The organism is Microbacterium oleivorans, from assembly GCF_001644225.1.
Lineage (GTDB): Bacteria > Actinomycetota > Actinomycetes > Actinomycetales > Microbacteriaceae > Microbacterium > Microbacterium gawkjiense.
Map to the genome: position 1 here is coordinate 120,215 of NZ_LSTV01000001.1, position 22,765 is coordinate 142,979.

Genomic DNA, 22,765 nt, shown 5'->3' on the forward strand with positions numbered 1-22,765 from the left:
CCTCGCGGCTGAGGGGATGTCCGGTGCCGTCGGTAGGGTGGTGCGGTGCCAGAAGCCGTGATCCGCGCCGAGAACCTCGTGAAGGCCTACAAGACCAAGGGCAAGCCCGACTTCGTCGCCGTCGACGGCCTGTCGTTCGAGGTCGCGCCGGGCGAGTCGTTCGGACTCCTCGGCCCCAACGGCGCGGGCAAGTCGACGACGATGAAGATGATCGGCGCCGTCTCGACCCGCACGAGCGGCGATCTCTCGATCCTCGGGCTCGATCCCGACCGGTACGGACCCGAGATCCGGTCCCGTCTCGGCGTGGTCCCGCAGCAGGACAACCTCGACGGTGAGCTCAACGCCCGCGAGAACCTCTACATCTACGGCCGGTACTTCGGGCTCCCCGGCAGGGTGTGCGCTGAGAAGGCCGACGAGCTGCTCGCCTTCGCGCAGCTCGAGGACAAGGCGAAGAACAAGGTCGACCAGCTCTCCGGCGGCATGAAGCGCCGCCTCACGATCGCCCGCGGACTCATCAACGACCCCCGCATCCTGCTCCTCGACGAACCGACGACCGGTCTCGACCCGCAGGCGCGGCACGTCCTTTGGGACCGCTTGTTCCGCCTCAAGGAACGCGGGACGACCCTCGTCCTCACGACGCACTACATGGACGAAGCCGAACAGCTCTGCGACCGGCTCATCGTCGTCGACAAGGGGCGCATCATGGCCGAGGGGAGCCCGGCCTCCCTCATCCGCGAGCACTCCAGCCGCGAAGTGCTCGAGGTGCGCTTCGGGTCCGACCGCAATGAGCAGGTCGCGGCGCAGCTGCAGGGGGTCGGCGATCGCATCGAGGTGCTGCCCGACCGCATCCTCGTGTACGCGCACGACGGCGAGGCGGCGCTCGAGCGCGTCACCGCGGCGGGCCTGCAGCCCCTCACGAGCCTCGTGCGGCGCTCGAGTCTCGAGGACGTCTTCCTCCGTCTCACCGGACGGTCGCTGATCGAATGAGCGGGACGACCGCGTCGGTGCAGCCGACGCTCGACGAGTTGCGCGCCGAGGCCCTGGAGTGGGGCCGCAAGCCGCGCCGGCACGGCAGCTGGTACGTGACCGAGCACATGGTCCGCGCGATGCGCGCGTACGGGTGGACGATCGTCGTCGGCGCCCTCGGGCAGCCGGTGCTGTATCTGCTGGGTCTCGCGGCGGGTCTCGCCGCCCTCATCCAGGCGCCCATCGACGACCGCGGCGTGCAGGTGGACTACCTCGTGTTCGTCGCCCCTGCTCTCCTCGTCACTGCGGCGATCTCGGTCGCCTCCGAGGAGATGACCTACCCCGTCATGGCCGGGTTCAAGTGGCGGCGCTACTTCTTCGGGTTCAATGCGTCCGCCCTGTCGAGCCCGCAGATCGCGAACGGCGTGGTCATCGGCGCCGCCGCCCGCATGGCGTTCGCGGTCGCGGCGTACTACCTCTTCATCTGGCTTCTGGGCGCCCTCGGCATCGGGTGGACGACCGTGCCCCATCCCGAAACCGGCTGGCTCGCGATCCCGGCGGGGCTGCTCGCGGGGCTCGCCTTCGGCATCCCGCTCATGGCGTACGCGGGGTCGATCGAAGACGACAAGGGGCAGTTCGCGCTCGTGCAGCGGTTCATCTTCATGCCGATGTTCCTGTTCTCGGGCACCTTCTACCCGCTCGAGGCCCTGCCGGCCTGGCTGCAGTGGATCGGATGGGTCTCGCCGCTCTGGCACGGCGCCGAGCTCGGCCGACTGGCGACGTACGGTGCCGCCGTGCCGCCGGTGATGGTCGCCGTCCACCTCGCGTACCTCGTCGTGCTCGCGGGCGTCGGCTACCTGTGGGGCCGCAAGGTCTTCGTCGAGAGGCTCGCGAAGTGAGCGCCGCGACGGTCGAGGTCACCGTGCGTCGCGGCGGAGTGCGGGCGCTGTGGGCGGGCAACCCCGGCGCGGTCGTGCAGCGCGGCTTCCTCGCCGCCCGGTCGTCGAGTTGGGCGGTCGTGCTCTCCGGCTTCTTCGAGCCGGTGTTCTACCTCGCGTCGATGGGGCTGGGGCTCGGGGCGCTCATCGGCGACGTCGAGACATCGCAGGGCATCCCGGTCAGCTACGCCGCGTTCATCGCTCCCGCCCTCCTCGCCGTCTCGGCGATGAACGGGGCGATCTACGACTCCACCTGGAACGTCTTCTTCAAGCTCAACTACGGCAAGCTCTACGAGGGCATGCTGGCGACCTCGCTCGGTCCGCTCGACGTGGCCCTCGGCGAGATCCTCTACGCGCTCCTGCGCGGTCTGCTCTACGCGACCGGGTTCATGATCGTCATGCAGATCCTCGGGCTGAACCTGGCGTGGACGGCGATCCTCGCGATCCCGGCAGTGCTCCTCATCGCGTTCGGCTTCGCCAGTCTCGGCATGGCCGTCACGAGCTACATGAAGACGTTCCAGCACATGGACTGGATCAACTTCGTCCTGCTGCCCATGTTCCTGTTCTCGGCGACGTTCTACCCGATCACCGTTTACCCCGAGTGGGTGCAGTCGATCGTCATGGCGCTGCCGCTCTGGCACGGCGTCGAATTGATACGCGGGCTGACCACCGGCATCCTGTCGGCGGGCATGCTGTGGCACGTCCTGTACTACGTCGTGATGATCGCGGTCGGACTCGTCTTCACGACGAAGCGCCTGCGCGCGCTGTTCCTCGACTGAGGGTCAGCGTCCCGATTCCATGACCTCGCGCGCCTTGCGGATGCGGCGGGGGTTGACCGGATGCGTCGCGAGCACGACCTTGCCGCGCGAGTGCAGCTTCTGCAGGTCGTCGTATGCTTCGGCGACGTCGGCGAGCGGGTAGAAGCCCGACACGAGGACGTTGACCGCCCGCTTCTCGGCGAGCTCGACGACCTTGCGCAGCTGGTCGGTGCCATGTGCGACGGCCTCGGGGTCGTCCGACAGCAGGGCGACCTCGCGCTCGCGACGGTCGGCGCTCGAGCGGAACTTGCTCGCGGGGACGCCGAGGGCTTCGGCGATCTCGTGTCCGTCCTGCCCGAAGTTGTCGATGTACGCGCTGACCCCGTCGGGGGCGAGGGCGCGGATCCGGTCGACGATCCCCTCGCCGTAGCGCACGGGCTTCACACCGAGCTGACGCAGGTAGTCGAAGTTGCGGTCGCCGCACGTCCCGATCACGCGGGCACCGCGGTGCATCGCGATCTGCGCCTCGACGCTGCCGACACCGCCCGCCGCGGCTGAGACGACCACCGTGTCGCCGGCACCCACCTTCAGCTCGTCGAGGATGTCGAGGGCCGTCGTGCCGGCCAGGTACAGACCGCCGGCGGTCTCGAACGTGACGTTCTTGGGCTTGCGCACGAGCCGGTCGGTCGACACCGTGAGGTGGGTGGCCTGCGCTCCCGAGCGGACGTGACCGACGACGTCGCTGCCGACAGGGAAGCCCGCCGTGTCGGGGCCGACGGCGATGACCGTGCCGGCGAAGCAGCTGCCCGATCGGCGGGGGAACGGGTCGTCCCATTCCTTCTCCGCGCCCGAGCGGACGAAGCCGTCGATGTGGTTGAGGCCCATCGTCATGACCTCGACGGTCACCTCGCCCGGGCCGGGCTCCGGAAGCGGGCGGGTGACGAGGTGGAGCACCTCGGGTCCGCCGGTGTCGTCGTACTCGACGACCGATGCCTGTGTGACCTTCTTGATGGCCATCGTCCACTCCTCACGTGCCTGTGGGGCCGACGATAGCCCTGCGTCCGGCCGGAGGGGAGCTCTTGACAGACGGATGCCGCGACCCTCCCGGTGGGGTGGGGCGCGGCATCCGCTCGTCAGGGTCGGGTCAGCGTGCGCCGAGGTCGACGTGTCCGATGTTCGTCTCGTACTCGACGTCCTTCGTCTCCTTCGACAGCCACAGGGCGATGAAGGTGAGGACGGCCGAGCCCGACAGGTAGACGCCGACGAGCCACGGCGATCCGCCGGCGGCGGCCCAGAGGGCGGTCGCGACGATCGGGGCGAGCGCGGCGCCGAGGATCGACGACACGTTGTACGAGATCGCCGACCCGGTGTACCGGACGTTCGTCGGGAACAGCTCGGGGAGCAGGGCACCCATCGGACCGAACGTCGCACCCATGAGCATGAACCCGAAGATCAGGAAGGCCTGCACGAGGGCGCCGCTGAACTTGGGGTCGAGCTGGGGCAGGAGGAAGACGTTGAAGAGCAGACCGAAGAGGGCGATCGCCCCCGTGATCCACAGCAGCAGGCGGCGACGGCCGATCGTGTCGGCGACGGGGCCTGAGAGCAGCGTGAAGACGCCGAAGAAGACGACACCGACGATCTGCATGATGACGAAGTCGGTGTACCCGAACCCGAGGCCCGGCACGTAAGTGGCCGCGTCGAACGCCGTGCCCGCAGCCTCTGCCGCGGCGGCCGCTCCCTCGGTCGTGGCCTTCGTGCCGTAGGCGAGGGTGAAGCTCGTCATCAGGTAGAAGAGCACGTACGTGGCGAGCATGATGAACGTGCCGAGGATCAGCTGCTTCCAGTGGCGACGGACGACCTCGCCGAGGGGGAACTTGCGGATCGCGCCCGTCTTCTCGGCCTTGGCGAACGTCTCGGACTCGACGAGTTTGAGACGCACGTAGAGGCCGACGATCACCATGACCGCCGAGAACAGGAACGGCACGCGCCAGCCCCAGGCGAGGAACTCCTCGCTGCGCTGCGCGGGGCCGTCGGGGTGCGGCAGCAGGAAGTAGATCACCAGGAACACCGTGTTGGCGATGATGAAGCCGATCGGCGCGCCGAGCTGCGGGAACGTGCCGTACCAGGCGCGCTTGCCCTTCGGGGCGTTCTCGGTCGCGACGAGCGCCGCACCCGACCATTCGCCGCCGAGGGCGAAGCCCTGCGCGAGGCGGAGGACGAGCAGCAGGATCGGCGCGAGCACGCCGACCTGGTCGAACGTCGGCAGGAGGCCGATGAGGAAGGTGGCGACACCCATCGTGAGCAGCGACCCGACGAGGGTCGCCTTGCGTCCGAACTTGTCGCCGAAGTGGCCGAAGATGACGGCGCCGACGGGGCGGGCGACCATGGCGGCGCCGAAGATGCTGAACGAGAGCAGCAGGTTCGTGGTGTCGTTGCCGGCGGGGAAGAACAGGATGGGGAAGACGAGGACGGCGGCGGTCGCGTAGACGTAGAAGTCGTAGAACTCGATCGTGGTGCCGATGAGGCTCGCCGTGATGACGCGGGAGCGGGGATTGGCGGGTGCGGTGGATGCCGCGGGTGCTGCGGATGACATGCGGGGGACCTTCGGAACGAAGCGGTGGGTCCTCATGGGACGCGTCGGCGGCGGACGTCCTCGCAGGGGTGATGCGAGGGCGTCACAGCTCTGGGATCACCGAGGCGCCGACGGAGTCGCCGGCGCCAAACCTCCACCCTACTCCCGCGTCATCCAGCGGGATCGGCCGGTCAGCGCCAGATGACCGCGAGCCCGGCGTTGAGGAGGGTGAGGATGCCGATGGGCCAGAAGATCCCGGTGGGCACCGACCCCGACTTCCGCAGGCGTCCCGCGCCGGCGCCGAGGAGGCCGCCGATGAGGACGAGGACGACGAGCTTGATGCCGATCTTGGCGTAGTTCAGGTCGTGGTCGAGACCCCACGGCGCCGAGAGCGCGAGGCCCGCGACGAGTGCGATGCCGAGACCCCAATGCATGATGCGCGTCACGCGGCGCTGTCCGACGAGTTCGACCACCCAGGCCCCGAAGAGAGTCGCGAAACCGACGAGGTGGACGAGGACGACGATGCTGCGCAGGATCTCCATGCCCTCAGGCTACCTGAAGGTTGAGATCCCGCGCAGCATCGAGAAGGCGTGACGCGTCGCGCGTCAGCCGCGGAGGTCCCGCAGGACGAGCGCGGTGCGGATGGCGGCATCCGCTGCTTCTGCGCCCTTGTCCTCCTTCGAGCCTTCGAGGCCGGCGCGGTCGAGGCCCTGCTGCTCGTCGTCCAGCGTCAGCACGCCGAAGCCGACGGGCTTGCCGGTGTCGAGCGCGACGCGGGTGAGTCCGTCCGTCGCGGCCGACGAGACGAAGTCGAAGTGCGGGGTGCCGCCACGGATGATGACGCCCAGCGCGACGGCCGCGTCGGCGCCGGCGTCGAGCGCGGCCTTGGCGGCGACGGGCAGCTCGAACGAGCCCGGTACGCGCACGAGGCGCCACGTGGCGCCCGAGGCGTCGAGGATGCGCTTCGCGCCCGCGATCAGGCCGTCGGTGATGGTGTCGTGCCACTGCCCGGCGATCACGACGACGGACAGGCCGCTCGCGTCGACCGCTTCGGCCCGGGGTGCTCCGTGTCCGCTCATGCGGTGTGCTCCTCACTGTGCGCGAGGGCCTCGCGCAGTTCGTCGGCGTCGATGATGTGGCCCATGCGGTCGGCCTTCGTCGCCAGGTACTGGTGGTTGTTCGCGCCGACCCCGACCAGCAGGGGCACCTGGTCGACGATGGTGAGACCGAGGGCACGCAGCTGCGCGACCTTGTCGGTGTTGTTGGTCAGCAGACGGATCTGCTTCACGCCGAGGTCGGACAGGATGCCGGCGGCCGCCGCGTAGTCGCGGGCGTCGGCCGGCAGGCCGAGCGCGAGGTTCGCGTCGACGGTGTCGAGCCCCCGCTCCTGCAGGCTGTACGCGCGCAGCTTGTTGATGAGGCCGATGCCGCGGCCCTCGTGGCCGCGCATGTAGATGACGACGCCGCCGTCCTGCTCGATCGCGTCGAGCGCCGCCTCGAGCTGCGGTCCGCACTCGCACTTGAGCGAGCCGAACGCCTCACCCGTGAGGCACTCGGAGTGCACGCGCACGAGCGGTGCCTCCTCGGTGAGGTCCCCCGAGACGACGGCGATGTGGTCGGTGCCGGTGATCCGGTCCTTGTAGGCGAGGAACCGGAACTGGCCGTGCGAGGTGGGGACCGTCGCCTCGGCGCGCAGGCTCACGCGCCGCTTGGCGGTGTGGTCGGTGTGGGCGGCGGTGCCGTCGCCGTCGGCCGCGCTGACGTGCGCGATGAGCTGCTCGATCGTGATGACGGGGATGCCTTCGCGCTCGCCCATCTCGAGGAGCCCCGGCATCCGCATCATGCTGCCGTCGTCGGCGACGACCTCGCCGATCACGGCGACCGGCTGCAGGCCCGCGAGCTGCATGAGCTCGACGGCGGCCTCGGTGTGGCCGGCGCGCTCGCGCACGCCGCCGTCGACGGCGCGGAGCGGCAGCACGTGCCCCGGGCGGATGAGCGAGGACGGCACCGAGTCCGGGTCGGCCAGCACGTTGACGGTGCGGGCGCGGTCCGAGGCGCTAATGCCGGTCGTGACGCCCTCCGCGGCGTCGACGCTCACGGTGTACGCCGTGCTCCGGGCATCCTGGTTCTGCTCGACCATGGGGGGCAGGTCGAGGCGATCGGCCCAGTCGGCCGGCATCGGGGCGCACAGGAACCCGCTGGACCACCGGATGGTCCACGCAAGCCACTCCGGCGAGGCGAGCTCGGCGGACAGGATGATGTCGCCCTCGTTCTCGCGGCTCTCATCGTCGGCGACCAGGATCGGTCGGCCTTCCTTGAGGGCTTCCAGGGCGTCGGGGATGGACGAAAGGCTCATCGGGAGCCTCCTTCTTCTGCGGACGGGATGCCGTCGGGTGAGGCGAATCGGAGCAGGCGCTGCACGTGCCGCGCCAGGATGTCGGTTTCGAGGTTGACGCGGTCGCCGGGGGCGAGCGTGCCGAGGGTGGTCACCTCGAGCGTCTCGGGGATGAGGGAGATCTCGAACCAGTGCGACGCGGCGTCGGGCTCGGACACGTCCGAGACGGTGAGCGAGACGCCCTGGACCGTGATGGACCCCTTGTCGACGACGAGCGGGGCGAGGTCGGCCGGCAGCGAGACGCGGATGACGCGCCACTGCTCGCCGGGACGGACCTCGAGGACCTCGCCCGTGCCGTCGACGTGTCCCTGCACGATGTGCCCGCCGAGGCGCGTGTGCGCGGCGAGGGCACGCTCGACGTTCACTCGGGAGTCGACCCCGAGGGTGCCGAGCGTCGACATGTCGAGCGTCTGCTTCATGACGTCGGCCGTGAACCCCTCGGAGGTCTGGTCGGTGACCGTCAGGCAGACGCCGCTGATCGAGATCGAGTCGCCGCGCTGCGCGTCCGAGACGGCGAGGGGCGCGCGCACGGTGAGTCGCACGCCGTCGCCGGAGGGCTCGATCGCCGTGATGACGCCCTGTTCTTCGATGATGCCGGTGAACATCAGGCCTCCTGGGGGGTGAGGGTGACGAGGATGTCGTCGCCGAGTCGGTCGACGCCTGTGATGTCGAGGCGTCGCTGCTGGGAGATGGTCGCGACGCCGATGTCGCCGACCGCGAGGCGGTCGCCGCCGATCAGCGTCGGTGCGATGTAGACGAGGAGCTCGTCGATGAGCCCCTGGCGCAGGAAGGATGCCGCCAGGGTCGGGCCGCCCTCGATGAACACACGTTGGGCGCCGAGCTCGCGGAGGCGGTCCAGCAGGTCCCGCAGGTCCTCGCCCTCGTCCTGCATGAACGGGCGCGGGTGCTTGCGCACCCGCGCCTCCTGCGGCACGGCGCGGACGCCGACCACGACGGGTCGGGGCTGGTCTTCGTAGAGTCCGCCGTCCTCGCGCCGCGCGGTCAGCGCGGGATCGTCCGCGAGGACGGTTCCCGTCCCCACCACGATCGCGTCCGCCAGCGAGCGTCGGCGGTGCACGTCGGCGCGGGCCTCGGGTCCCGTGATCCACTGGCTGGTGCCGTCGGATGCCGCGGCCCGCCCGTCGAGCGACTGCGCCCACTTCAGGGTCACGTGAGGCCGCTTCAGACGCTGCACGGTCAGCCACGACGCGATGAGCTCCTCGCCCTCGTCGCGCAGCACGCCGCCCTCGACCTCGACGCCGGCGTCCCGGAGGCGCGCGGAGCCCCCGGAGGACACCTCGCCCGGGTCGTCGACGGCGTACACGACACGGGCGACGCCTGCCTCGAGGAGCGCGACCGCGCAGGGGCCGGTGCGCCCGGTGTGGTTGCACGGCTCGAGGGTCACGACGGCCGTCGCGCCGCGCGCGGCATCCGGTCCGAGCTTCGAGAGGGCGTCGATCTCGGCGTGCGGCGTCCCCGCGCCGTGATGCCAGCCCTCGGCGAGCACCTCACCCGCGGGGGAGAGGATGACCGCGCCGACCTGCGGGTTGACCCCCCGCGGTCCACGCTGAGCGAGCGCGAAAGCGTGGCGGAGCGCGGCGCGCTCTGCGTCGGTGGCACTCATCCGGATCCTCACGATGGGGTGTTCCGGGGCGCGGGCGCGTCAGGCGGCCCCGCAGGGTCACTGCGGGCGCCCGTGCTGCCTCCCATCCGGACTAGCGACTCGCGTCGCATCACCGTCGGTTCCGGATTTCCACCGGATCAGCAGGACCTCGGGTCCCGCTCGCGGACTATCACCGCCGGTTCGGATTCCCACCGACCCCGGAGCACGTTTCTTGCTCTCGAAGTGTAGTCAACCGGAATGACGCGGATTCATTCCCCGTCATCTCTTGACGCGGACGATCATCCGGTCAACGCGCGGGCGGTGGCCTCGTCGACGACGAGCTCGGTGACCAGCCGTGCCGCGAGCGCACCCCGGAGGCTGTCGCGTTTGTCGACGCCCGACACGATGCACACCCGGCTCGGCACGCGACGCAGCACCTCGAAGCGGGGCCCGGTCGCCCGGTCGTTCAACTCGATCCCGCGGGTCGACCCGTCGAGGCGGTAGAAGACGGTGGCGACGTCGCCCACCACGCCCTCGCGGTCGAGCGCCGCGAGCTCCTCGGGTTCGAGGTAGCCGCCGGAGTACACGTGGCTGGGGACGCGCGAATCCGCCGCTCCGACGCTGAAGACGACGAGGTCCATCGCCGCCTGCATGGCCAGGATGCGGGTGGTGCTGCGCTCGCGCCACATGGCCTGCTTCGTGCGCGGATCGTCGAAGAACGCGGGCACCGGGAACTGCTGCGCACTTCCGCCGTAGGCGACGGCGAAGCGGCTCAGGATGTCGCTCGCGTACAGCAGGCCCGTGGTGCGGGTGTTCCCGGAACCGTTCAGCTGCACGAAGGTCGTGCCGTGCATGGCCTTGGGGACGAGGCGGCGGCTGACCGCGGCGGTGGTGGATCCCCACGCGACGCCGACCGTCGCATCCGCTTCGATGAGGTCGCCGAGCAGGTGCGCCGCGGCGGTCGCGACCCGCTCCAGCCGCTCCACCTCGCTCGCGTCGTCGGGGACCGGGACGACGTGGGCGGTGATGCCGTAGCGGTCGGCGAGCTCCTGTTCCAGCAGCTGCGGGGCGGCGAAGGGGGAGCGGATGCGGATGTCGACGATTCCCGTTGCGCGGGCGCGTGACAGCAGGCGCGAGACGGTGGAGCGCGAGGTGCCGAGTTCCCGGGCGATGGCCTCCATCGTGCGGTCCTGGACGTAGTAGAGGTGCGCGGCGGTGAGCGCGCGTCGGATGTCGTCGGGGTCCAGGGTCTCGTCCACGGATGACAGTGTGCACGTATGTGCAACCGGACTGCAATCCCGTCCACCGCTGTCATCATGGTCCCATCGGCTTCTTCGGAAGCGGTCTGAGGCGAGCGGGGCGAGAGCCCGGCAGAAGTGGGAGTGTGACGTGGACACCGAGACCCGACAGGCGACGACGGCGCTGCGCGAGCGGCCGCAGGCGGACGTGCTCATCATCGGCGGCGGCATCAACGGCGTCGCGACCTTCCGCGACCTGGCGCTGCAGGGCGTCGACGTGGCTCTCGTCGAGCGCAGCGATTTCCTCTCCGGTGCGTCGGCGGCCTCGAGCCACATGATCCACGGCGGCATCCGCTACCTCGAGAACGGCGAGCTCCGCCTCGTCCACGAAGCGGTCACCGAGCGCAACGACCTGCTGACGACGGCGGCCCACTACGTGCGTCCGCTGCGGACCACCGTGCCGATCTTCTCGACGTTCTCGGGTCTGCTCTCCGCGCCGCTGCGCATGGTGCTCCACCGCAAGACCGCCTCCACCGAGCGCGGCGCCCTCCTGATCAAGGTCGGCCTCATCATCTACGACTCGTTCTCGCGCGGCGGAGGCCGCGTGCCGCGGCACACCTTCCGCGGTCGGCGCCGCTCGCTGCGGGAGCTCCCCGACCTGAACGCCGACGTGAAGTACACGGCGACTTACTGGGATGCCTCCCTCCGCGAGCCCGAGCGCCTCGGACTCGACCTCGTCCGTGACGGCGTCGCGCTCGGCGGCAGCCGCGCCCGCGCCGCCAACTACACCTCCGCGGTCGGCGTGGGCGGCGGCAAGGTCGTCCTCCGCGACGAGGTCACCGGCGAGGAGTTCCCGTTCGCGGCATCCGTCGTCCTCAACGCGGCCGGCCCGTGGACCGACCTCGCCAACGAGGCGCTCGGTGGCGCGACCCGGTACATGGGCGGCACCAAGGGCTCGCACATCGTCCTCGACCACCCCGAGCTGATGCAGGCCACCGGCGGTCGGGAGATCTTCTTCGAGCACTCCGACGGTCGCATCGTGCTCATCTACCCGCTCAACGGTCGGGTCCTCGTCGGCACGACCGACCTCGAGCACGACATGTCCGAGCCCGCCGTCTGCACGGAGGAGGAGGTCGACTACTTCCTCGACCTCATCGGTCACGTCTTCCCGTCGATCCCGGTCGACCGGTCTCAGATCGTGTTCCGCTACTCGGGCGTCCGCCCGCTCCCCGGTCACGGCGACATGGCCGCAGGTTTCGTGTCGCGCGACTACCGCATCGAGGAGGCGACGCTGCCGGGTTCCGACGGCGTGCCGGTGCTCAGCCTCGTCGGCGGCAAGTGGACGACCTTCCGCGCCGTCGCCGCACGCCTGGCCGACGAACTGATGTCCCGGATCGGACGCACGCGGGTCCGCTCGACGAAGGGGCTGCCCATCGGCGGCGCCGTCGGCTTCCCTCGCACCGACGCCGAGCGCGACGCCTGGGTGCACCACCACCTGTCGGACTTCGGTGCCGAGCGCGGCACCCGTCTCCTGCACCGCTACGGCACGCACGCCCTCGCCGTGGCCGCCTCGCTCCGGCAGGACGCGCAGGACGCACCCCTGAGCTCGCTGCCACGCTTCAGCTCGGGCGAGTTCCGCCACATCGCGCGCACCGAATCGATCGTGCACCTCGAGGACATCCTGCTGCGCCGCACCAACATCGCCTTCCGCGGCGAGGCGACCCCCGAGGTCGTCGAAGAGGTGGCCGACGCCGTCGCGGATGTGATGGGCTGGGATGCCGCGACGCGCGGCGCCGAGATCGATCGGGCGCTCGCCGCGGTGCACGCCGCCGATCCCGTCGCCGTCTGACGCCGGCATCCCCGTCGCCGCACCGGCGATGAGCACTCGAAGAGGAGACGAGACGTGACCGATCACGTGATCGCCATCGACCAGGGAACGACCTCGACACGAGCGATCGTGTTCGACGGGGAGGGCACCCTCGTCGCGACCGCGCAGCGGGAGCACGAGCAGATCTTCCCCCGTGCCGGCAGGGTCGAGCACGACCCGGTCGAGATCTGGACGAACACCGAATGGGTGCTCGCCAACGCGCTCGGGCAGGTGGGCCTGTCGGCCGCCGACGTCGCCGCGATCGGCGTCACCAACCAGCGCGAGACGGCGATCGTCTGGGACCGTCGCACCGGCCGGCCGATCCACAACGCCCTCGTGTGGCAGGACACCCGCACGCAGCCCGCGATCGACCGCCTCATCGAGGCGCGCGGGGTCGACGCCTTCGCCGAGGTGACCGGACTCCCGCTCGCGTCGTACTTCTCGGCGTCGAAGATCGCGTGGATCCTCGACCACGTCGACGGGGCGCGCGACGCGGCACTCCGCGGCGACCTGCTCTTCGGGACGCCCGACACCTGGGTCGTCTGGAACCTCACGGGCGGCAGCGACGGCGGCATCCACATCACCGACGTCACCAATGCGAGCCGCACCCTGCTCATGGACCTGACCACGCTCGACTGGTCGGACGAGATGCTGCAGGTGTGGGACATCCCTCGCGAGATGCTGCCCGAGATCCGCTCGTCGTCCGAGGTCTACGGCGAGGTCGTGCAACCGCGCGTCGCCCGCGGCATCCGCATCGCCGGCATCCTCGGCGACCAGCAGGCGGCGACCTTCGGTCAGGCCGCCTTCGACGCCGGGCAGTCCAAGAACACCTACGGCACCGGCAACTTCCTGCTCGTGGGCACCGGTACCGAGCTGGTGCGCTCGGATGCCGGCCTCATCACCACGGTCGCCTACCGCCTCGGGGACGAGCCGCCGCACTACGCGCTCGAGGGCTCGATCGCCGTCACAGGTTCGCTCGTGCAATGGCTGCGCGACAACCTCGGGATCATCTCCGAGTCGACCGAGGTCGAGCGGCTCGCCCGCACCGTCGAGGACAACGGCGGCGCCTACTTCGTGCCCGCCTTCTCGGGCCTGTTCGCGCCGTACTGGCGCCCCGACGCCCGTGGCGCGCTCGTCGGTCTCACCCGCTACGTCACGAAGGCGCACATCGCGCGGGCCGCTCTCGAGGCCACCGCGTTCCAGACGCGCGACGTCATCGCCGCCGTCGTCTCCGACACCGGTCGCGATCTCGAGGAGCTGCGCGTCGACGGCGGGATGACGCGCAACGACCTGCTCATGCAGTTCCAGGCCGACATCCTGGGCATCCCCGTCGTCCGCCCGAAGGTCGTCGAGACGACGGCCCTCGGCGCCGCGTACGCCGCGGGTCTCGCCGTCGGCGTCTGGTCGGGAAAGGACGCCCTGCGCGGCTACTGGCAGGAGGACCGCCGGTTCGAGCCGCAGATGGATCCCGACGAGCGGGACCGCCGCTGCCGCCTGTGGGCGAAGGCCGTCGAGAAGTCCATGGGATGGGTCGACGACGACGCGCGCGTGCTCGCCGGGACGGTCTGAGCTACTTCAGCAGCCGCGACAGCCGGCGGTCGGCGAGGATCTTGCCGCCCGTCTGGCACGTCGGGCAGTACTCGAGGCTGTTGTCGGCGAAGAAGACCGACCGCACCTCGTCGCCGCATACCGGGCACGCCTCGCCGCGACGGCCGTGGACGGCCATCCCGCGCCGCTTGGCGTCCTTGAGGTCGGCGGGCGGTTTGCCGGATGCCGCGGCCACCGCCTCGGCGAGCGTCTGCTGCATCGCCGCGTAGAGCCGATCGATCTCGGCATCCGTCAGCGTTGCGGCCAGGGCGTAGGGTGACATCTTCGCCGCGTGCAGGATCTCGTCGGAGTACGCGTTGCCGATGCCGGCGATGATCGACTGGTCGCGCAGGACGCCCTTGATCTGCGTCCGGCGTCCGGCGAGGAGCTCCGCGAGCGTGTCGCGGGTGAACCCGTCGTCGAGCGGATCGGGACCGAGGCGTGCGATCCCCGGGACGTCGGCGGGGGAACGCGCGGCGTAGTACGCGAGCGACTTCTTGGTGCCGGCCTCCGTCAGGTCGAACCCGGAGCCGTCGTCGAAACCCACCCGCAGCGCGATCGGGGTCTTACCCGGCCGGATGACCGTGGCCGGCAGCTGGTCGTACCACCGCAACCAGCCCGCCTTGGCGAGATGGAAGACGAGGTGGGCACCGGCATCCGTCTCGAGGTCCACGAACTTGCCGTGCCGCTGCGCACCCGTCACCGTCGCGCCCGTCATCGCGTCGATCGGGGGGTCGTACGTCTTCAGGGCGGCGATGTTCGCGACCGACACCTTCGTGACGGTCAGTCCCGTCGCGCGCTCGCGGAGGAAGTCGACCAGTCCCTGCACCTCGGGCATCTCAGGCATGCGGTCATCCTGCCACCCGGGTCTGACGGCGGAGAGGGGGTTGTCAGATGACGGGCCAGGGCACGGGGGTGCGGTCGTCGGTCGGCAGGAGCCCCGCGATCCAGGCGTCGTGGCGTCCGCGGGGGTCGTTCAGCGCCTGCCGGAGGAGGCCCTCGTACCGGAAGCCGAGCTTCTGCGCGACCCGCGCCGACGGGACGTTGCCGACGATCGCGCGCCACTGGATGCGCGCGAGTCGGAGCGGTTCGGCGAAGCCCGCGTCGATGACGGCGGTCGCCGCTTCGGTGAGATAGCCGTGGCCGCGGGCCGCGGCATCCATCCAGAACCCGATCTCGGCGGACCCCTGCTTCTCGAACCGGTGCAGCCCGATCATGCCGATCCAGCGGCCCTCGAGGCGGATGCCCCAGGTGAGCTCGCTCTCCGCGTCCCACCAGGCGGCCGCCTTGGCGATGAACTCCTCGGCGTGGCGACGCTCGTACGGCGCAGGGAGCGTCGTCCACCGCGGCACCTCCGGGTCCTGCGCCGCGGCGGTGATCGCGTCGACGTCGGCGTCGGTCGGCACCGACAGCTCGAGCCGTGCGGTCCGCAGGGTCATCGGTTCCATCCTTTGACCCTATCCACGCACGTGCCGATCTCCGGATTCCTGCGTCCAGCGTCCCGCGCACGGACTGACCCGGTTCCGTATTCAGTCCGCAGGCAGCGCGACTCTTCACCGGACGCCGACGATGCGGCACAACTCGCGTCTTCGGTCGCCGCTGGGACTGAGTACGGAACGCGCCGCCGCCAACCTTTCCTCCCCGGCCCGTCGAGTCCGCTCGCCGTCCACACCGCGCCACCGTCTCGTCCCGCTCCGGAGAAGGATGCCGGACAGTGGCGGGGTGTTCGACGTGTGGACGACTGCCGATCTGCGAGCCGCGGGGCTGTCCGCCCGGGACATCCGCGTCGCGCTCGCGAGCGGCCGGCTCATCCGGACTCGGAGGGGTCATTACGTCGCCGGCGAAGCGCCCGTGGCTCTGCGTGTTGCCGCGCGCGTCGGTGGACGGCTGGGATGCACGTCCTTGCTGGCAGCCCTCGGGGTGTTCGTCTTCGACAGCTCTCAGGTCCACGTGCACATGGAACGGGGCGACAGCCGGATGCGGGGGGTCAGCAGTCGGCGGCTCGAATCGCCTGAACGGCGCAGCGTGGTCCTGCATTGGCGGCGATTCGTCGAGCCACCGGCATCCGGCGCCGTGCATGTGCGGGACGCGCTGCTCAGCGCCGTCCGATGCCAGAGCCCTCGTCACGCCGTAGCAACACTCGACAGTGCGCTTCATCTCCGCCTCATCTGCGCTGCCGACGTCGGTGATGTCTTCGCCGCGTTGCCCCAGAGGTTCCTTTATCTGCGACCGCTGCTCGACGGTCGGGCCGAATCGGGCACAGAGACGCTCGTTCGTCTCATGGTGCGAAGCCTCGGCCACTCCGTCGAGCCCCAGGTGACGATCGCAGGAGTCGGTCGAGTGGACCTGCTCGTCGACGGTTGGTTGATCGTCGAATGCGACAGCCGTGAGTTCCATGCCTCGTGGGAGCAGCGACGCACGGACCTGCGGCGCGACCGACAGCTTGCTGCGCTCGGATACAGCGTGCTGCGGCTCACCGCGGACGAGATCCTCTACCGTCCCGACCTCGTGATCGCCGCACTGCGAGGCGTGCTGGGATCGAGCCGTCGGCCGACCTCCTGACAGCCTCGCAGGCGGGGGACGCCCGGCGTTCCGAATTCAGTCCCGGCGGCTGGGTGGGGCCACCCGCCGCCGCCGATCGGCGGAAGGACACAGCAGTGCGCGCCGACGAGACTGAATACGGAACGCTCGTCGAGGCAGAGCGCCCTCGTCAGCCCTCGGGGTGCTGCTGGATCCAGACCGCCATCGCGGCCAGGTTCGCCAGCGGGGCCATGGCGCCGATCGCGGGGGCGTCGAACACCATCGAGGCGACGCCGGCCTCGGCGTAGGAGGCGACCCATCCGGCGGCATCCGGCAACGGCACGGCCAGCAGCCTGCCGGTCTCCTCGGGCGGGATGCCGAAGCCCGCCGCAGCGGCCTGTGCACGCTCCGGCGTCGAGAAGGCGAAGATCGCCGGACCCTGCTCGGTCGAGGCGGCGAACGGCGTGGGCTCCTCGTCGGTGCCGCGGGCGATGAAGATCCACTTCTCGAGCGCGAACACCGCCCGCCACAGGCGTTCCTGCGCGGCGCGGTCGTCGGGCGCGGCCATGGACGGGCCGGCCGCCGCGTCGATCGCGGCGACGAGCTCCGGCGCGGGGCTGAGCCTCGGTTCCTCAGACACGTCGCAGCAGCCCGAGCTTGTCGTACACGTCGTTCAGGGTGCGGTCGGCGACCTCGTCGGCGCGCGCCGCGTTGGCGGCGAGCACCCGGTCGAGCTCGGCCGGGTCGTCGAGCAGTTCGAGCGCCCGCTCGCGCACGGGACCGAACTCCGACACGACGACCTCGGCGAGCCCCTTCTTGAAGTCGCCGTAGCCGCGGCCGGCGTACTCGTCCTCGATCGAGGGGATCTGCCGCCCCGTCAGGGCGGCGTAGATCACGAGCAGGTTCGACACCCCGGGCTTGGCCTCGCGGTCGTACCGGACGACACCCTCCGAGTCCGTGACGGCGCGCATGACCTTCTTCGCCGACTTCGACGGGTCGTCCAGCAGCCAGAGCACACCGGCATCCGATTCGGCGGACTTCGACATCTTGGACGTCGGGTTCTGCAGGTCGTAGATGCGGGCGGTGTCCTTCTGGATCACCGGCATCGGCACGCGGAACGCCTCGCCGTAGCGGCCGTTGAAGCGCTCCGCCAACGTGCGGGTCAGCTCGACGTGCTGCTTCTGGTCGTCGCCGACGGGCACGATGTCGGTCTGGTACAGCAGGATGTCGGCCGCCATGAGGATCGGATAGGTGAACAGGCCGACGTTCGTGGCGTCGGTGCCGTAGCGGGCCGACTTGTCCTTGAACTGGGTCATCCGGTTCGCCTCGCCGAAGCCGGTCACGGTCGACAGCACCCAGGCGAGCTCGGCGTGCGCACGCACGTGCGACTGCACGTACAGCGTCGACTTCGACGGCTCGATGCCCGCGGCGATGTACTGCGCCGCGGTGCGCCGGGTCTTCTCCCGCAGCTCGGCGGGGTCGTTCGGTTGGGTGAGGGCGTGCAGGTCGACCACGGAGAAGAACGCGTCGTAGGACTCCTGCAGGTCCCGCCACTGCATGAGCGCCCCGATGTAGTTGCCGATCTGGAGGGAGTCGGCGGAGGGCTGCATTCCGGAGTACAGGCGGGGTTTGCTCACCCTACGATCCTAGGCGCGAACGGATGCCGCGCCCCTCGCCGCCGGCTTCAGCCGCCGAGCGTGTAGTCGGCCACGACGGGCGCGTGGTCGCTCCAGCGCGTGTCCCAGGAGGGCGCCCGGACGACGTGGTAATCGGTCGCGCGGGTCGCGAGTTCGGCGGTCGCGAGGTGGTAGTCGATGCGCCAGCCGGTGTCGTTGTCGAACGCCTTGCCGCGGTTCGACCACCACGTGTACGGCCCGTCGATCTCTCCGGCGAACGAGCGCCCGACGTCGACCCAGCCGAGGCCGCGACCGCTCTCGCCGTCCACGGTGGTGACGGTCTCGCCCGCGGGTGCGGTGAACCGGTCGAAGTACGCCCGCTCGCGGGGCAGGAACCCGGCCTTCTTGACGTTGCCCTTCCAGTTGCGGATGTCGAGCTCACGGTGGCCGACGTTGAGGTCGCCGGTGATGAGCGCGAGGTCGCCGAGGTGCGGCATCCGCTCTTCCATCGCGTCGAGGAACGCGTACTTGGCGTCCTGCTTCTCGGTGCCGGCCTCGCCGGTGAAGACGTAGGCGCTGACGACCGTGAGGGTCTCGCCCTCGACCTCGACGTCCGCCTCGACCCAGCGTCCCTTCGAGTCGAGCGTGTCGTCGCCCAGCTCGATGCGCCAGACGTCCAGCGGCTCGCGGGCGGCGATGGCGACGCCGGCACGCCCCTTCGCGAGGGCTTCGTCGTTCACGACGTGCCAGCCGGGCAGGGCGGCGGCGAGATCGGATGCCTCGGCCCGCACCTCCTGCAGCGTGAGGATGTCGACCCCCGCCGTTTCGAGCCAGCCGTGCATGCCCTTCCGGGCGGCGGCGCGGATGCCGTTGACGTTGACGGAGGCGATGCGGACGGTTCGAGGCACGCCTTTCAGCCTAAGCGGGGCCGCCGACACCGGACGTGCCGCGGGTCTGCGCGAGCAGGTCCTCGGCGCGGCGGAGGTCCCGGCGCGCGCCGGGGCGCTCCCACCACCGTGCGCGGGCGAGCGCCGACCGCGCCTCGCGCACGCCCGCCTCCGCGACGACCCGCAGCGCCTCGCGCTCGGCGGCGCGCTGCTGCTCGGCGGTCAGGGGCGCGAGGGGGATGTCGGCATCCCGAGCCGCGACGCCGATCCAGGATGCCGCGACGAGCATCACGATCCCCGCCAGACGCAGCCACAGCAGCAGACCGACGACGACAGAGAAGGTGGCGAGCAGGGGATTGGTGGGGGAGTAGGCGGCGAGGAAGCCGAAGCCCAGCTGCAGGAGCGCGAGCGCCGCGCCGCCCGCGGTCGCGCCGGGGATGATGGAGCGCCACGGCAGCGAGGTCCCGGTGAGGAAGCGGATCAGCAGCGTGAGGGCGGCGGAGTTCAGCGCGACGCTGACGACGACCGACCCGATCCGGCTGGCGAGTTCGGCGGCCGATGAGGGCACGTCGACCTCGAGCCACCGCAACGCCTGTGTCAGGACACCGCCGGCGACCAGCCCCAGGCCGGCGCCGAGGACGAGGGCGGCGCCGAACAGGATCGCCGCGACGAGGTCGCCGAGTTTCAGCAGCACGAAGCTGCGGGCGTCGAACGGCAACCCGAAGATGTCGCGGACCGCGCGGCGGGTGAAGGTGACGAAGCCGATGGCGGTCCAGACGGCGACGCCGAGGGCGATCGTTCCGGTGACGGCGAGCAGGCTGCCGCTGTCGCGGGCGATGGCGGCGACGTCGTCGGGGTCGACCGGTCCGTTCTCACCGATGAAGCCCGGGATGTAGGAGTTGACGACCCGGATGAGGCCGTCGATGGCCGCCTGCGACCCGCCGAGCCACAGGCCGACCACGGCGAACGCCGAGTACAGGGTCGCGAACAGTGCGAACAGGGACTGGTAGCTGATGGATGCCGCCAGCAGGAACCCGTTCCGACGCAGGAAGTGACGCCACACCCGCACCGGGAACGACGCGACGGTCGCCCGTGTGAGCTGGGTCGCGCGCTCGATCGGCTGGTCGAGGCGTTCGCGCAGACGAGACGCCTCCCACCGCTCGCGCAGGGGAGGCGTCGTGTCGTCCGAGGTCACGCCTCGAGGGTATCGGGCGGTCAGCCGCGCAGGACCGCCTGCTTGACCTCGGCGATGGCCTTCGTGATCTCGATGCCGCGGGGGCACGCCTCGGTGCAGTTGAAGGTCGTGCGGCAGCGCCACACGCCCTCCTTGTCGTTGAGGATGTCGAGGCGCACGTCGCCCGCGTCGTCGCGCGAGTCGAAGATGAAGCGGTGCGCGTTGACGATCGCGGCGGGGCCGAAGTACTGACCGTCGGTCCAGAACACGGGGCACGACGAGGTGCACGCGGCGCAGAGGATGCACTTGGTGGTGTCGTCGTAGACGGCGCGGTCCTTGATGGACTGGATGCGCTCCTTGCCCGGCTCGGGCGCGGTGTTCGCCTGCAGGAAGGGCTGCACGTCGCGGAAGGACTCGAAGAACGGGTCCATGTCGACGATGAGGTCCTTCTCGAGCGGCAGTCCCTTGATCGCCTCGACGTAGATCGGCTTCGAGATGTCGAGGTCCTTGATCAGCGTCTTGCAGGCGAGGCGGTTGCGGCCGTTGATGCGCATGGCGTCCGAGCCGCAGATGCCGTGGGCGCACGAGCGGCGGAAGCTGAGCGTGCCGTCGACGTCCCACTTGATGCGGTGCAGCGCGTCGAGCACACGGTCGGTCGGATACATCTCGACGTCGTAGTCCACCCAGCGGGGCTCCGCATCCACTTCGGGGTCGAAGCGCCGGATGATGAAGGTGACCAGGTACGACTGGATGCCGGAGTCGGTGGACTCCTGCGTGCCGGTCGGAGCGTCGGAATCGACGATGGTCATCAGTACTTCCTCTCCATCGGCGGGTAGTTGTACTCGCCCTGCTCGTTCTTGGTGAACACGACCGGCTTCCAGTCCAGGCGGATGTGGTCCTCGGGGTTCGCGGAGTGCGGGTCGCCCGTGAGGTAGGCCATCGTGTGCTGCATGTACTTCTCGTCGTCGCGGTCGGGGTAGTCCTCGCGCATGTGACCGCCGCGGCTCTCACGCCGGTTGCGGGCGGCGTAGGCGACGATCTCGGCGATGTCGAGCAGGAAGCCCAGCTCGACGGCCTCGAGCAGGTCGGTGTTGTACCGCTTGCCCTTGTCGTCGACGTGGACGTTCTTGTACCGCTCGCGCAGGTCGTTGATCGTGCCCATGACGTTGGTGAGCGTCTCCTCGGTGCGGAACACCTGGGCGTTGGCGTCCATCTCCTCCTGCAGCTTCTTGCGGAGGGTGGAGATGCGCTCGGTGCCGGTGTTGTTCCGCAGGCCCTCGATCATCTCGCGGACCTCCTTCGCGGGGTCCTCGGGGAGGGGCATGAACTCGGCCGTCTTCACGTACTCGACCGCGTTCTGACCGGAGCGCTTGCCGAACACGTTGATGTCGAGCAGCGAGTTCGTGCCGAGGCGGTTCGCGCCGTGCACCGACACGCACGCGCACTCGCCGGCGGCGTAGAGGCCGGGGACGACGGTGTCGTTGTCGGCGAGGACCTCGCCCTTGGTGTTGGTCGGGATGCCGCCCATCGCGTAGTGCGCGGTCGGCATGACCGGCACAGGCTCGACGACCGGGTCGACACCCAGGTAGGTGCGGGCGAACTCGGTGATGTCGGGGAGCTTGGTCTCGAGGACCTCTGCGCCGAGGTGGGTGCAGTCCAGGTAGACGTAGTCCTTGTTCGGGCCGGCGCCACGGCCCTCGAGGACCTCCTTGACCATGCACCGCGCGACGATGTCGCGGGGGGCGAGGTCCTTGATGGTGGGGGCGTAGCGCTCCATGAAGCGCTCACCCGAGGCGTTGCGGAGGATCGCGCCCTCGCCGCGGGCACCCTCGGTGAGGAGGATGCCGAGGCCCGCCAGACCTGTCGGGTGGAACTGGAAGAACTCGATGTCCTCGAGCGGCAGGCCCTTGCGCCACACGATGCCGACGCCGTCACCGGTCAGGGTGTGCGCGTTCGAGGTGGTCTTGAAGATCTTGCCGAAGCCGCCGGTGGCGAAGATGACGGCCTTCGCGTGGAAGACGTGCAGGTCGCCGGTGGCGAGCTCGTAGGCGACGACACCCGCGATGCCGGTGCGACCCACGGCATCCTTCACCGTGATCAGGTCGAGCGCGTAGAACTCGTTGAAGAAGTTGATGCCCAGCTTGACGCAGTTCTGGAACAGCGTCTGCAGGATCATGTGGCCGGTGCGGTCGGCGGCGTAGCAGGCGCGGCGGACCGGGTTCTTGCCGTGCTCGGCGGTGTGGCCGCCGAACCGGCGCTGGTCGATCTTGCCGTCGGGCGTGCGGTTGAAGGGCAGGCCCATGTTCTCGAGATCGATGACCGCGTCGATGGCTTCCTTCGCGAGGATCTCGGCCGCGTCCTGGTCGACGAGGTAGTCGCCGCCCTTGACGGTGTCGAAGGTGTGCCACTCCCACGAGTCCTCTTCGACGTTCGCCAGCGCCGCAGCCATGCCGCCCTGCGCCGCGCCGGTGTGGCTGCGCGTTGGGTAGAGCTTCGTGATGACGGCGGTCTTGGCCCCGGGACCCGCCTCGATCGCGGCGCGCATGCCCGCGCCGCCGGCGCCGACGATGACGACATCGAACTGGTGGTAGTGGACGCCGTCCTTGACGACGGAGTCCGCGGTCTGAGTGCTCACGTGACGATT

At 70.1% G+C, this 22,765-nt stretch carries 22 protein-coding genes and 1 riboswitch; of the genes, 6 read left to right on the plus strand and 16 right to left on the minus strand.

Features of this window, described 5'->3' with window-relative positions; all coding sequences use genetic code 11:
* The first annotated feature begins 45 nt into the window (after window positions 1-45).
* From AYL44_RS00550 to AYL44_RS00560, 3 genes are read left to right on the plus strand one after another with little or no spacing between them, the layout of a single operon-like run.
* Window positions 46-987: an ABC transporter ATP-binding protein gene (locus AYL44_RS00550; RefSeq protein ID WP_064001329.1), complete on the plus strand. Its 942-nt coding sequence runs from the start codon at window positions 46-48 to the stop codon at window positions 985-987.
* The gene (locus tag AYL44_RS00555; RefSeq protein WP_064001330.1) at window positions 984-1,865 is read left to right on the plus strand and encodes an ABC transporter permease; all 882 of its coding nucleotides are present in this window, start codon (window positions 984-986) and stop codon (window positions 1,863-1,865) included. Before AYL44_RS00550 ends, AYL44_RS00555 begins: the two co-directional genes overlap by 4 nt.
* Entirely contained in the window at window positions 1,862-2,683 is an 822-nt protein-coding gene (locus AYL44_RS00560) for an ABC transporter permease (protein WP_064001331.1), read from the plus strand. The genes AYL44_RS00555 and AYL44_RS00560 overlap by 4 nt, the downstream gene beginning before the upstream one ends.
* 3 nt (window positions 2,684-2,686) lie before the next feature.
* Here AYL44_RS00560 and AYL44_RS00565 read toward each other — a convergent pair whose 3' ends face one another.
* From AYL44_RS00565 to AYL44_RS00600, 8 genes are all read right to left on the minus strand, one after another.
* Window positions 2,687-3,679, minus strand: coding sequence for an NADP-dependent oxidoreductase (locus tag AYL44_RS00565; protein WP_064001332.1), 993 nt, complete (start codon window positions 3,677-3,679; stop codon window positions 2,687-2,689).
* A 127-nt stretch (window positions 3,680-3,806) separates the two neighbouring features.
* The gene (locus AYL44_RS00570) at window positions 3,807-5,255 is read right to left on the minus strand and encodes an MFS transporter (RefSeq protein ID WP_064001333.1); all 1,449 of its coding nucleotides are present in this window, start codon (window positions 5,253-5,255) and stop codon (window positions 3,807-3,809) included.
* 170 nt (window positions 5,256-5,425) lie between these two features.
* Window positions 5,426-5,776 carry a hypothetical protein gene (locus AYL44_RS00575; protein ID WP_064001334.1) on the minus strand — a complete coding sequence of 117 codons (351 nt, stop codon included), beginning with the start codon at window positions 5,774-5,776 and terminating at the stop codon, window positions 5,426-5,428.
* 63 nt (window positions 5,777-5,839) lie between these two features.
* Window positions 5,840-6,313, minus strand: coding sequence for a 6,7-dimethyl-8-ribityllumazine synthase (gene ribH / locus AYL44_RS00580; protein ID WP_064001335.1), 474 nt, complete (start codon window positions 6,311-6,313; stop codon window positions 5,840-5,842).
* The gene (locus tag AYL44_RS00585; RefSeq protein WP_064001336.1) at window positions 6,310-7,590 is read right to left on the minus strand and encodes a bifunctional 3,4-dihydroxy-2-butanone-4-phosphate synthase/GTP cyclohydrolase II; all 1,281 of its coding nucleotides are present in this window, start codon (window positions 7,588-7,590) and stop codon (window positions 6,310-6,312) included. Before AYL44_RS00585 ends, ribH begins: the two co-directional genes overlap by 4 nt.
* A complete protein-coding gene (locus AYL44_RS00590; RefSeq protein ID WP_064001337.1) occupies window positions 7,587-8,234 on the minus strand; it encodes a riboflavin synthase in 648 nt (215 codons plus the stop codon). Before AYL44_RS00590 ends, AYL44_RS00585 begins: the two co-directional genes overlap by 4 nt.
* Window positions 8,234-9,253, minus strand: coding sequence for a bifunctional diaminohydroxyphosphoribosylaminopyrimidine deaminase/5-amino-6-(5-phosphoribosylamino)uracil reductase RibD (gene ribD / locus AYL44_RS00595; protein ID WP_064001338.1), 1,020 nt, complete (start codon window positions 9,251-9,253; stop codon window positions 8,234-8,236). The genes AYL44_RS00590 and ribD overlap by 1 nt, the downstream gene beginning before the upstream one ends.
* A 68-nt stretch (window positions 9,254-9,321) precedes the next feature.
* A riboswitch (FMN riboswitch) is annotated at window positions 9,322-9,463 on the minus strand.
* Window positions 9,464-9,531: 68 nt separating this feature from the next.
* Window positions 9,532-10,491 (minus strand): sugar-binding transcriptional regulator, encoded by a 960-nt coding sequence (locus AYL44_RS00600; protein WP_064001339.1) that lies wholly within the window; start codon window positions 10,489-10,491, stop codon window positions 9,532-9,534.
* A 130-nt stretch (window positions 10,492-10,621) separates the two neighbouring features.
* On the opposite strand from AYL44_RS00600, the gene AYL44_RS00605 reads away from it, so the two are divergent.
* Window positions 10,622-12,319 (plus strand): glycerol-3-phosphate dehydrogenase/oxidase, encoded by a 1,698-nt coding sequence (locus tag AYL44_RS00605; RefSeq protein WP_064001340.1) that lies wholly within the window; start codon window positions 10,622-10,624, stop codon window positions 12,317-12,319.
* A gap of 54 nt (window positions 12,320-12,373) precedes the next feature.
* Window positions 12,374-13,906, plus strand: coding sequence for a glycerol kinase GlpK (gene glpK / locus AYL44_RS00610; RefSeq protein ID WP_064001341.1), 1,533 nt, complete (start codon window positions 12,374-12,376; stop codon window positions 13,904-13,906).
* A gap of 1 nt (window position 13,907) precedes the next feature.
* Here the strand turns inward: glpK and AYL44_RS00615 are convergent, their stop codons facing one another.
* Complete coding sequence (locus tag AYL44_RS00615; protein ID WP_064001342.1) at window positions 13,908-14,771, minus strand: Fpg/Nei family DNA glycosylase; 864 nt, start codon at window positions 14,769-14,771, stop codon at window positions 13,908-13,910.
* Window positions 14,772-14,814: 43 nt separating this feature from the next.
* A complete protein-coding gene (locus tag AYL44_RS00620; protein ID WP_064001343.1) occupies window positions 14,815-15,372 on the minus strand; it encodes a GNAT family N-acetyltransferase in 558 nt (185 codons plus the stop codon).
* A 274-nt stretch (window positions 15,373-15,646) separates the two neighbouring features.
* Here AYL44_RS00620 and AYL44_RS00625 point away from each other — a divergent pair, with 274 nt between their 5' ends.
* The gene (locus AYL44_RS00625) at window positions 15,647-16,486 is read left to right on the plus strand and encodes a type IV toxin-antitoxin system AbiEi family antitoxin domain-containing protein (RefSeq protein WP_231872687.1); all 840 of its coding nucleotides are present in this window, start codon (window positions 15,647-15,649) and stop codon (window positions 16,484-16,486) included.
* Window positions 16,487-16,634: 148 nt separating this feature from the next.
* On the opposite strand, the gene AYL44_RS00630 is transcribed toward AYL44_RS00625, so the two are convergent.
* From AYL44_RS00630 to sdhA, 6 genes are read right to left on the minus strand one after another with little or no spacing between them, the layout of a single operon-like run.
* Window positions 16,635-17,084, minus strand: a complete 450-nt coding sequence (locus tag AYL44_RS00630) for a hypothetical protein (protein ID WP_064001345.1) — start codon at window positions 17,082-17,084, stop codon at window positions 16,635-16,637.
* Complete coding sequence (gene trpS / locus AYL44_RS00635) at window positions 17,077-18,081, minus strand: tryptophan--tRNA ligase (protein WP_082886045.1); 1,005 nt, start codon at window positions 18,079-18,081, stop codon at window positions 17,077-17,079. The genes AYL44_RS00630 and trpS overlap by 8 nt, the downstream gene beginning before the upstream one ends.
* 47 nt (window positions 18,082-18,128) lie before the next feature.
* Window positions 18,129-18,968, minus strand: coding sequence for an exodeoxyribonuclease III (locus AYL44_RS00640; protein WP_197471554.1), 840 nt, complete (start codon window positions 18,966-18,968; stop codon window positions 18,129-18,131).
* A 10-nt stretch (window positions 18,969-18,978) separates the two neighbouring features.
* The gene (locus tag AYL44_RS00645; protein WP_064001348.1) at window positions 18,979-20,142 is read right to left on the minus strand and encodes a YihY/virulence factor BrkB family protein; all 1,164 of its coding nucleotides are present in this window, start codon (window positions 20,140-20,142) and stop codon (window positions 18,979-18,981) included.
* A 20-nt stretch (window positions 20,143-20,162) separates the two neighbouring features.
* Window positions 20,163-20,930 (minus strand): succinate dehydrogenase iron-sulfur subunit, encoded by a 768-nt coding sequence (locus AYL44_RS00650; protein ID WP_064001349.1) that lies wholly within the window; start codon window positions 20,928-20,930, stop codon window positions 20,163-20,165.
* Window positions 20,930-22,756, minus strand: a complete 1,827-nt coding sequence (gene sdhA, locus AYL44_RS00655) for a succinate dehydrogenase flavoprotein subunit (protein WP_064001350.1) — start codon at window positions 22,754-22,756, stop codon at window positions 20,930-20,932. Before sdhA ends, AYL44_RS00650 begins: the two co-directional genes overlap by 1 nt.
* Window positions 22,757-22,765 lie beyond the last annotated feature (9 nt).

Excerpts from the sequence above, each read along its gene's own strand:
- AYL44_RS00620 (WP_064001343.1), bottom strand. The coding sequence starts at position 15,372 with ATGGAACCGATGACCCTGCGGACCGCACGGCTCGAGCTGTCGGTGCCG.
- AYL44_RS00565 (WP_064001332.1), bottom strand. The coding sequence starts at position 3,679 with ATGGCCATCAAGAAGGTCACACAGGCATCGGTCGTCGAGTACGACGAC.
- AYL44_RS00615 (WP_064001342.1), bottom strand. The coding sequence starts at position 14,771 with ATGCCTGAGATGCCCGAGGTGCAGGGACTGGTCGACTTCCTCCGCGAG.
- AYL44_RS00590 (WP_064001337.1), bottom strand. The coding sequence starts at position 8,234 with ATGTTCACCGGCATCATCGAAGAACAGGGCGTCATCACGGCGATCGAG.
- AYL44_RS00650 (WP_064001349.1), bottom strand. The coding sequence starts at position 20,930 with ATGACCATCGTCGATTCCGACGCTCCGACCGGCACGCAGGAGTCCACC.
- ribD (WP_064001338.1), bottom strand. The coding sequence starts at position 9,253 with ATGAGTGCCACCGACGCAGAGCGCGCCGCGCTCCGCCACGCTTTCGCG.
- AYL44_RS00570 (WP_064001333.1), bottom strand. The coding sequence starts at position 5,255 with ATGTCATCCGCAGCACCCGCGGCATCCACCGCACCCGCCAATCCCCGC.
- AYL44_RS00575 (WP_064001334.1), bottom strand. The coding sequence starts at position 5,776 with ATGGAGATCCTGCGCAGCATCGTCGTCCTCGTCCACCTCGTCGGTTTC.
- AYL44_RS00555 (WP_064001330.1), top strand. The coding sequence starts at position 984 with ATGAGCGGGACGACCGCGTCGGTGCAGCCGACGCTCGACGAGTTGCGC.
- AYL44_RS00585 (WP_064001336.1), bottom strand. The coding sequence starts at position 7,590 with ATGAGCCTTTCGTCCATCCCCGACGCCCTGGAAGCCCTCAAGGAAGGC.
- ribH (WP_064001335.1), bottom strand. The coding sequence starts at position 6,313 with ATGAGCGGACACGGAGCACCCCGGGCCGAAGCGGTCGACGCGAGCGGC.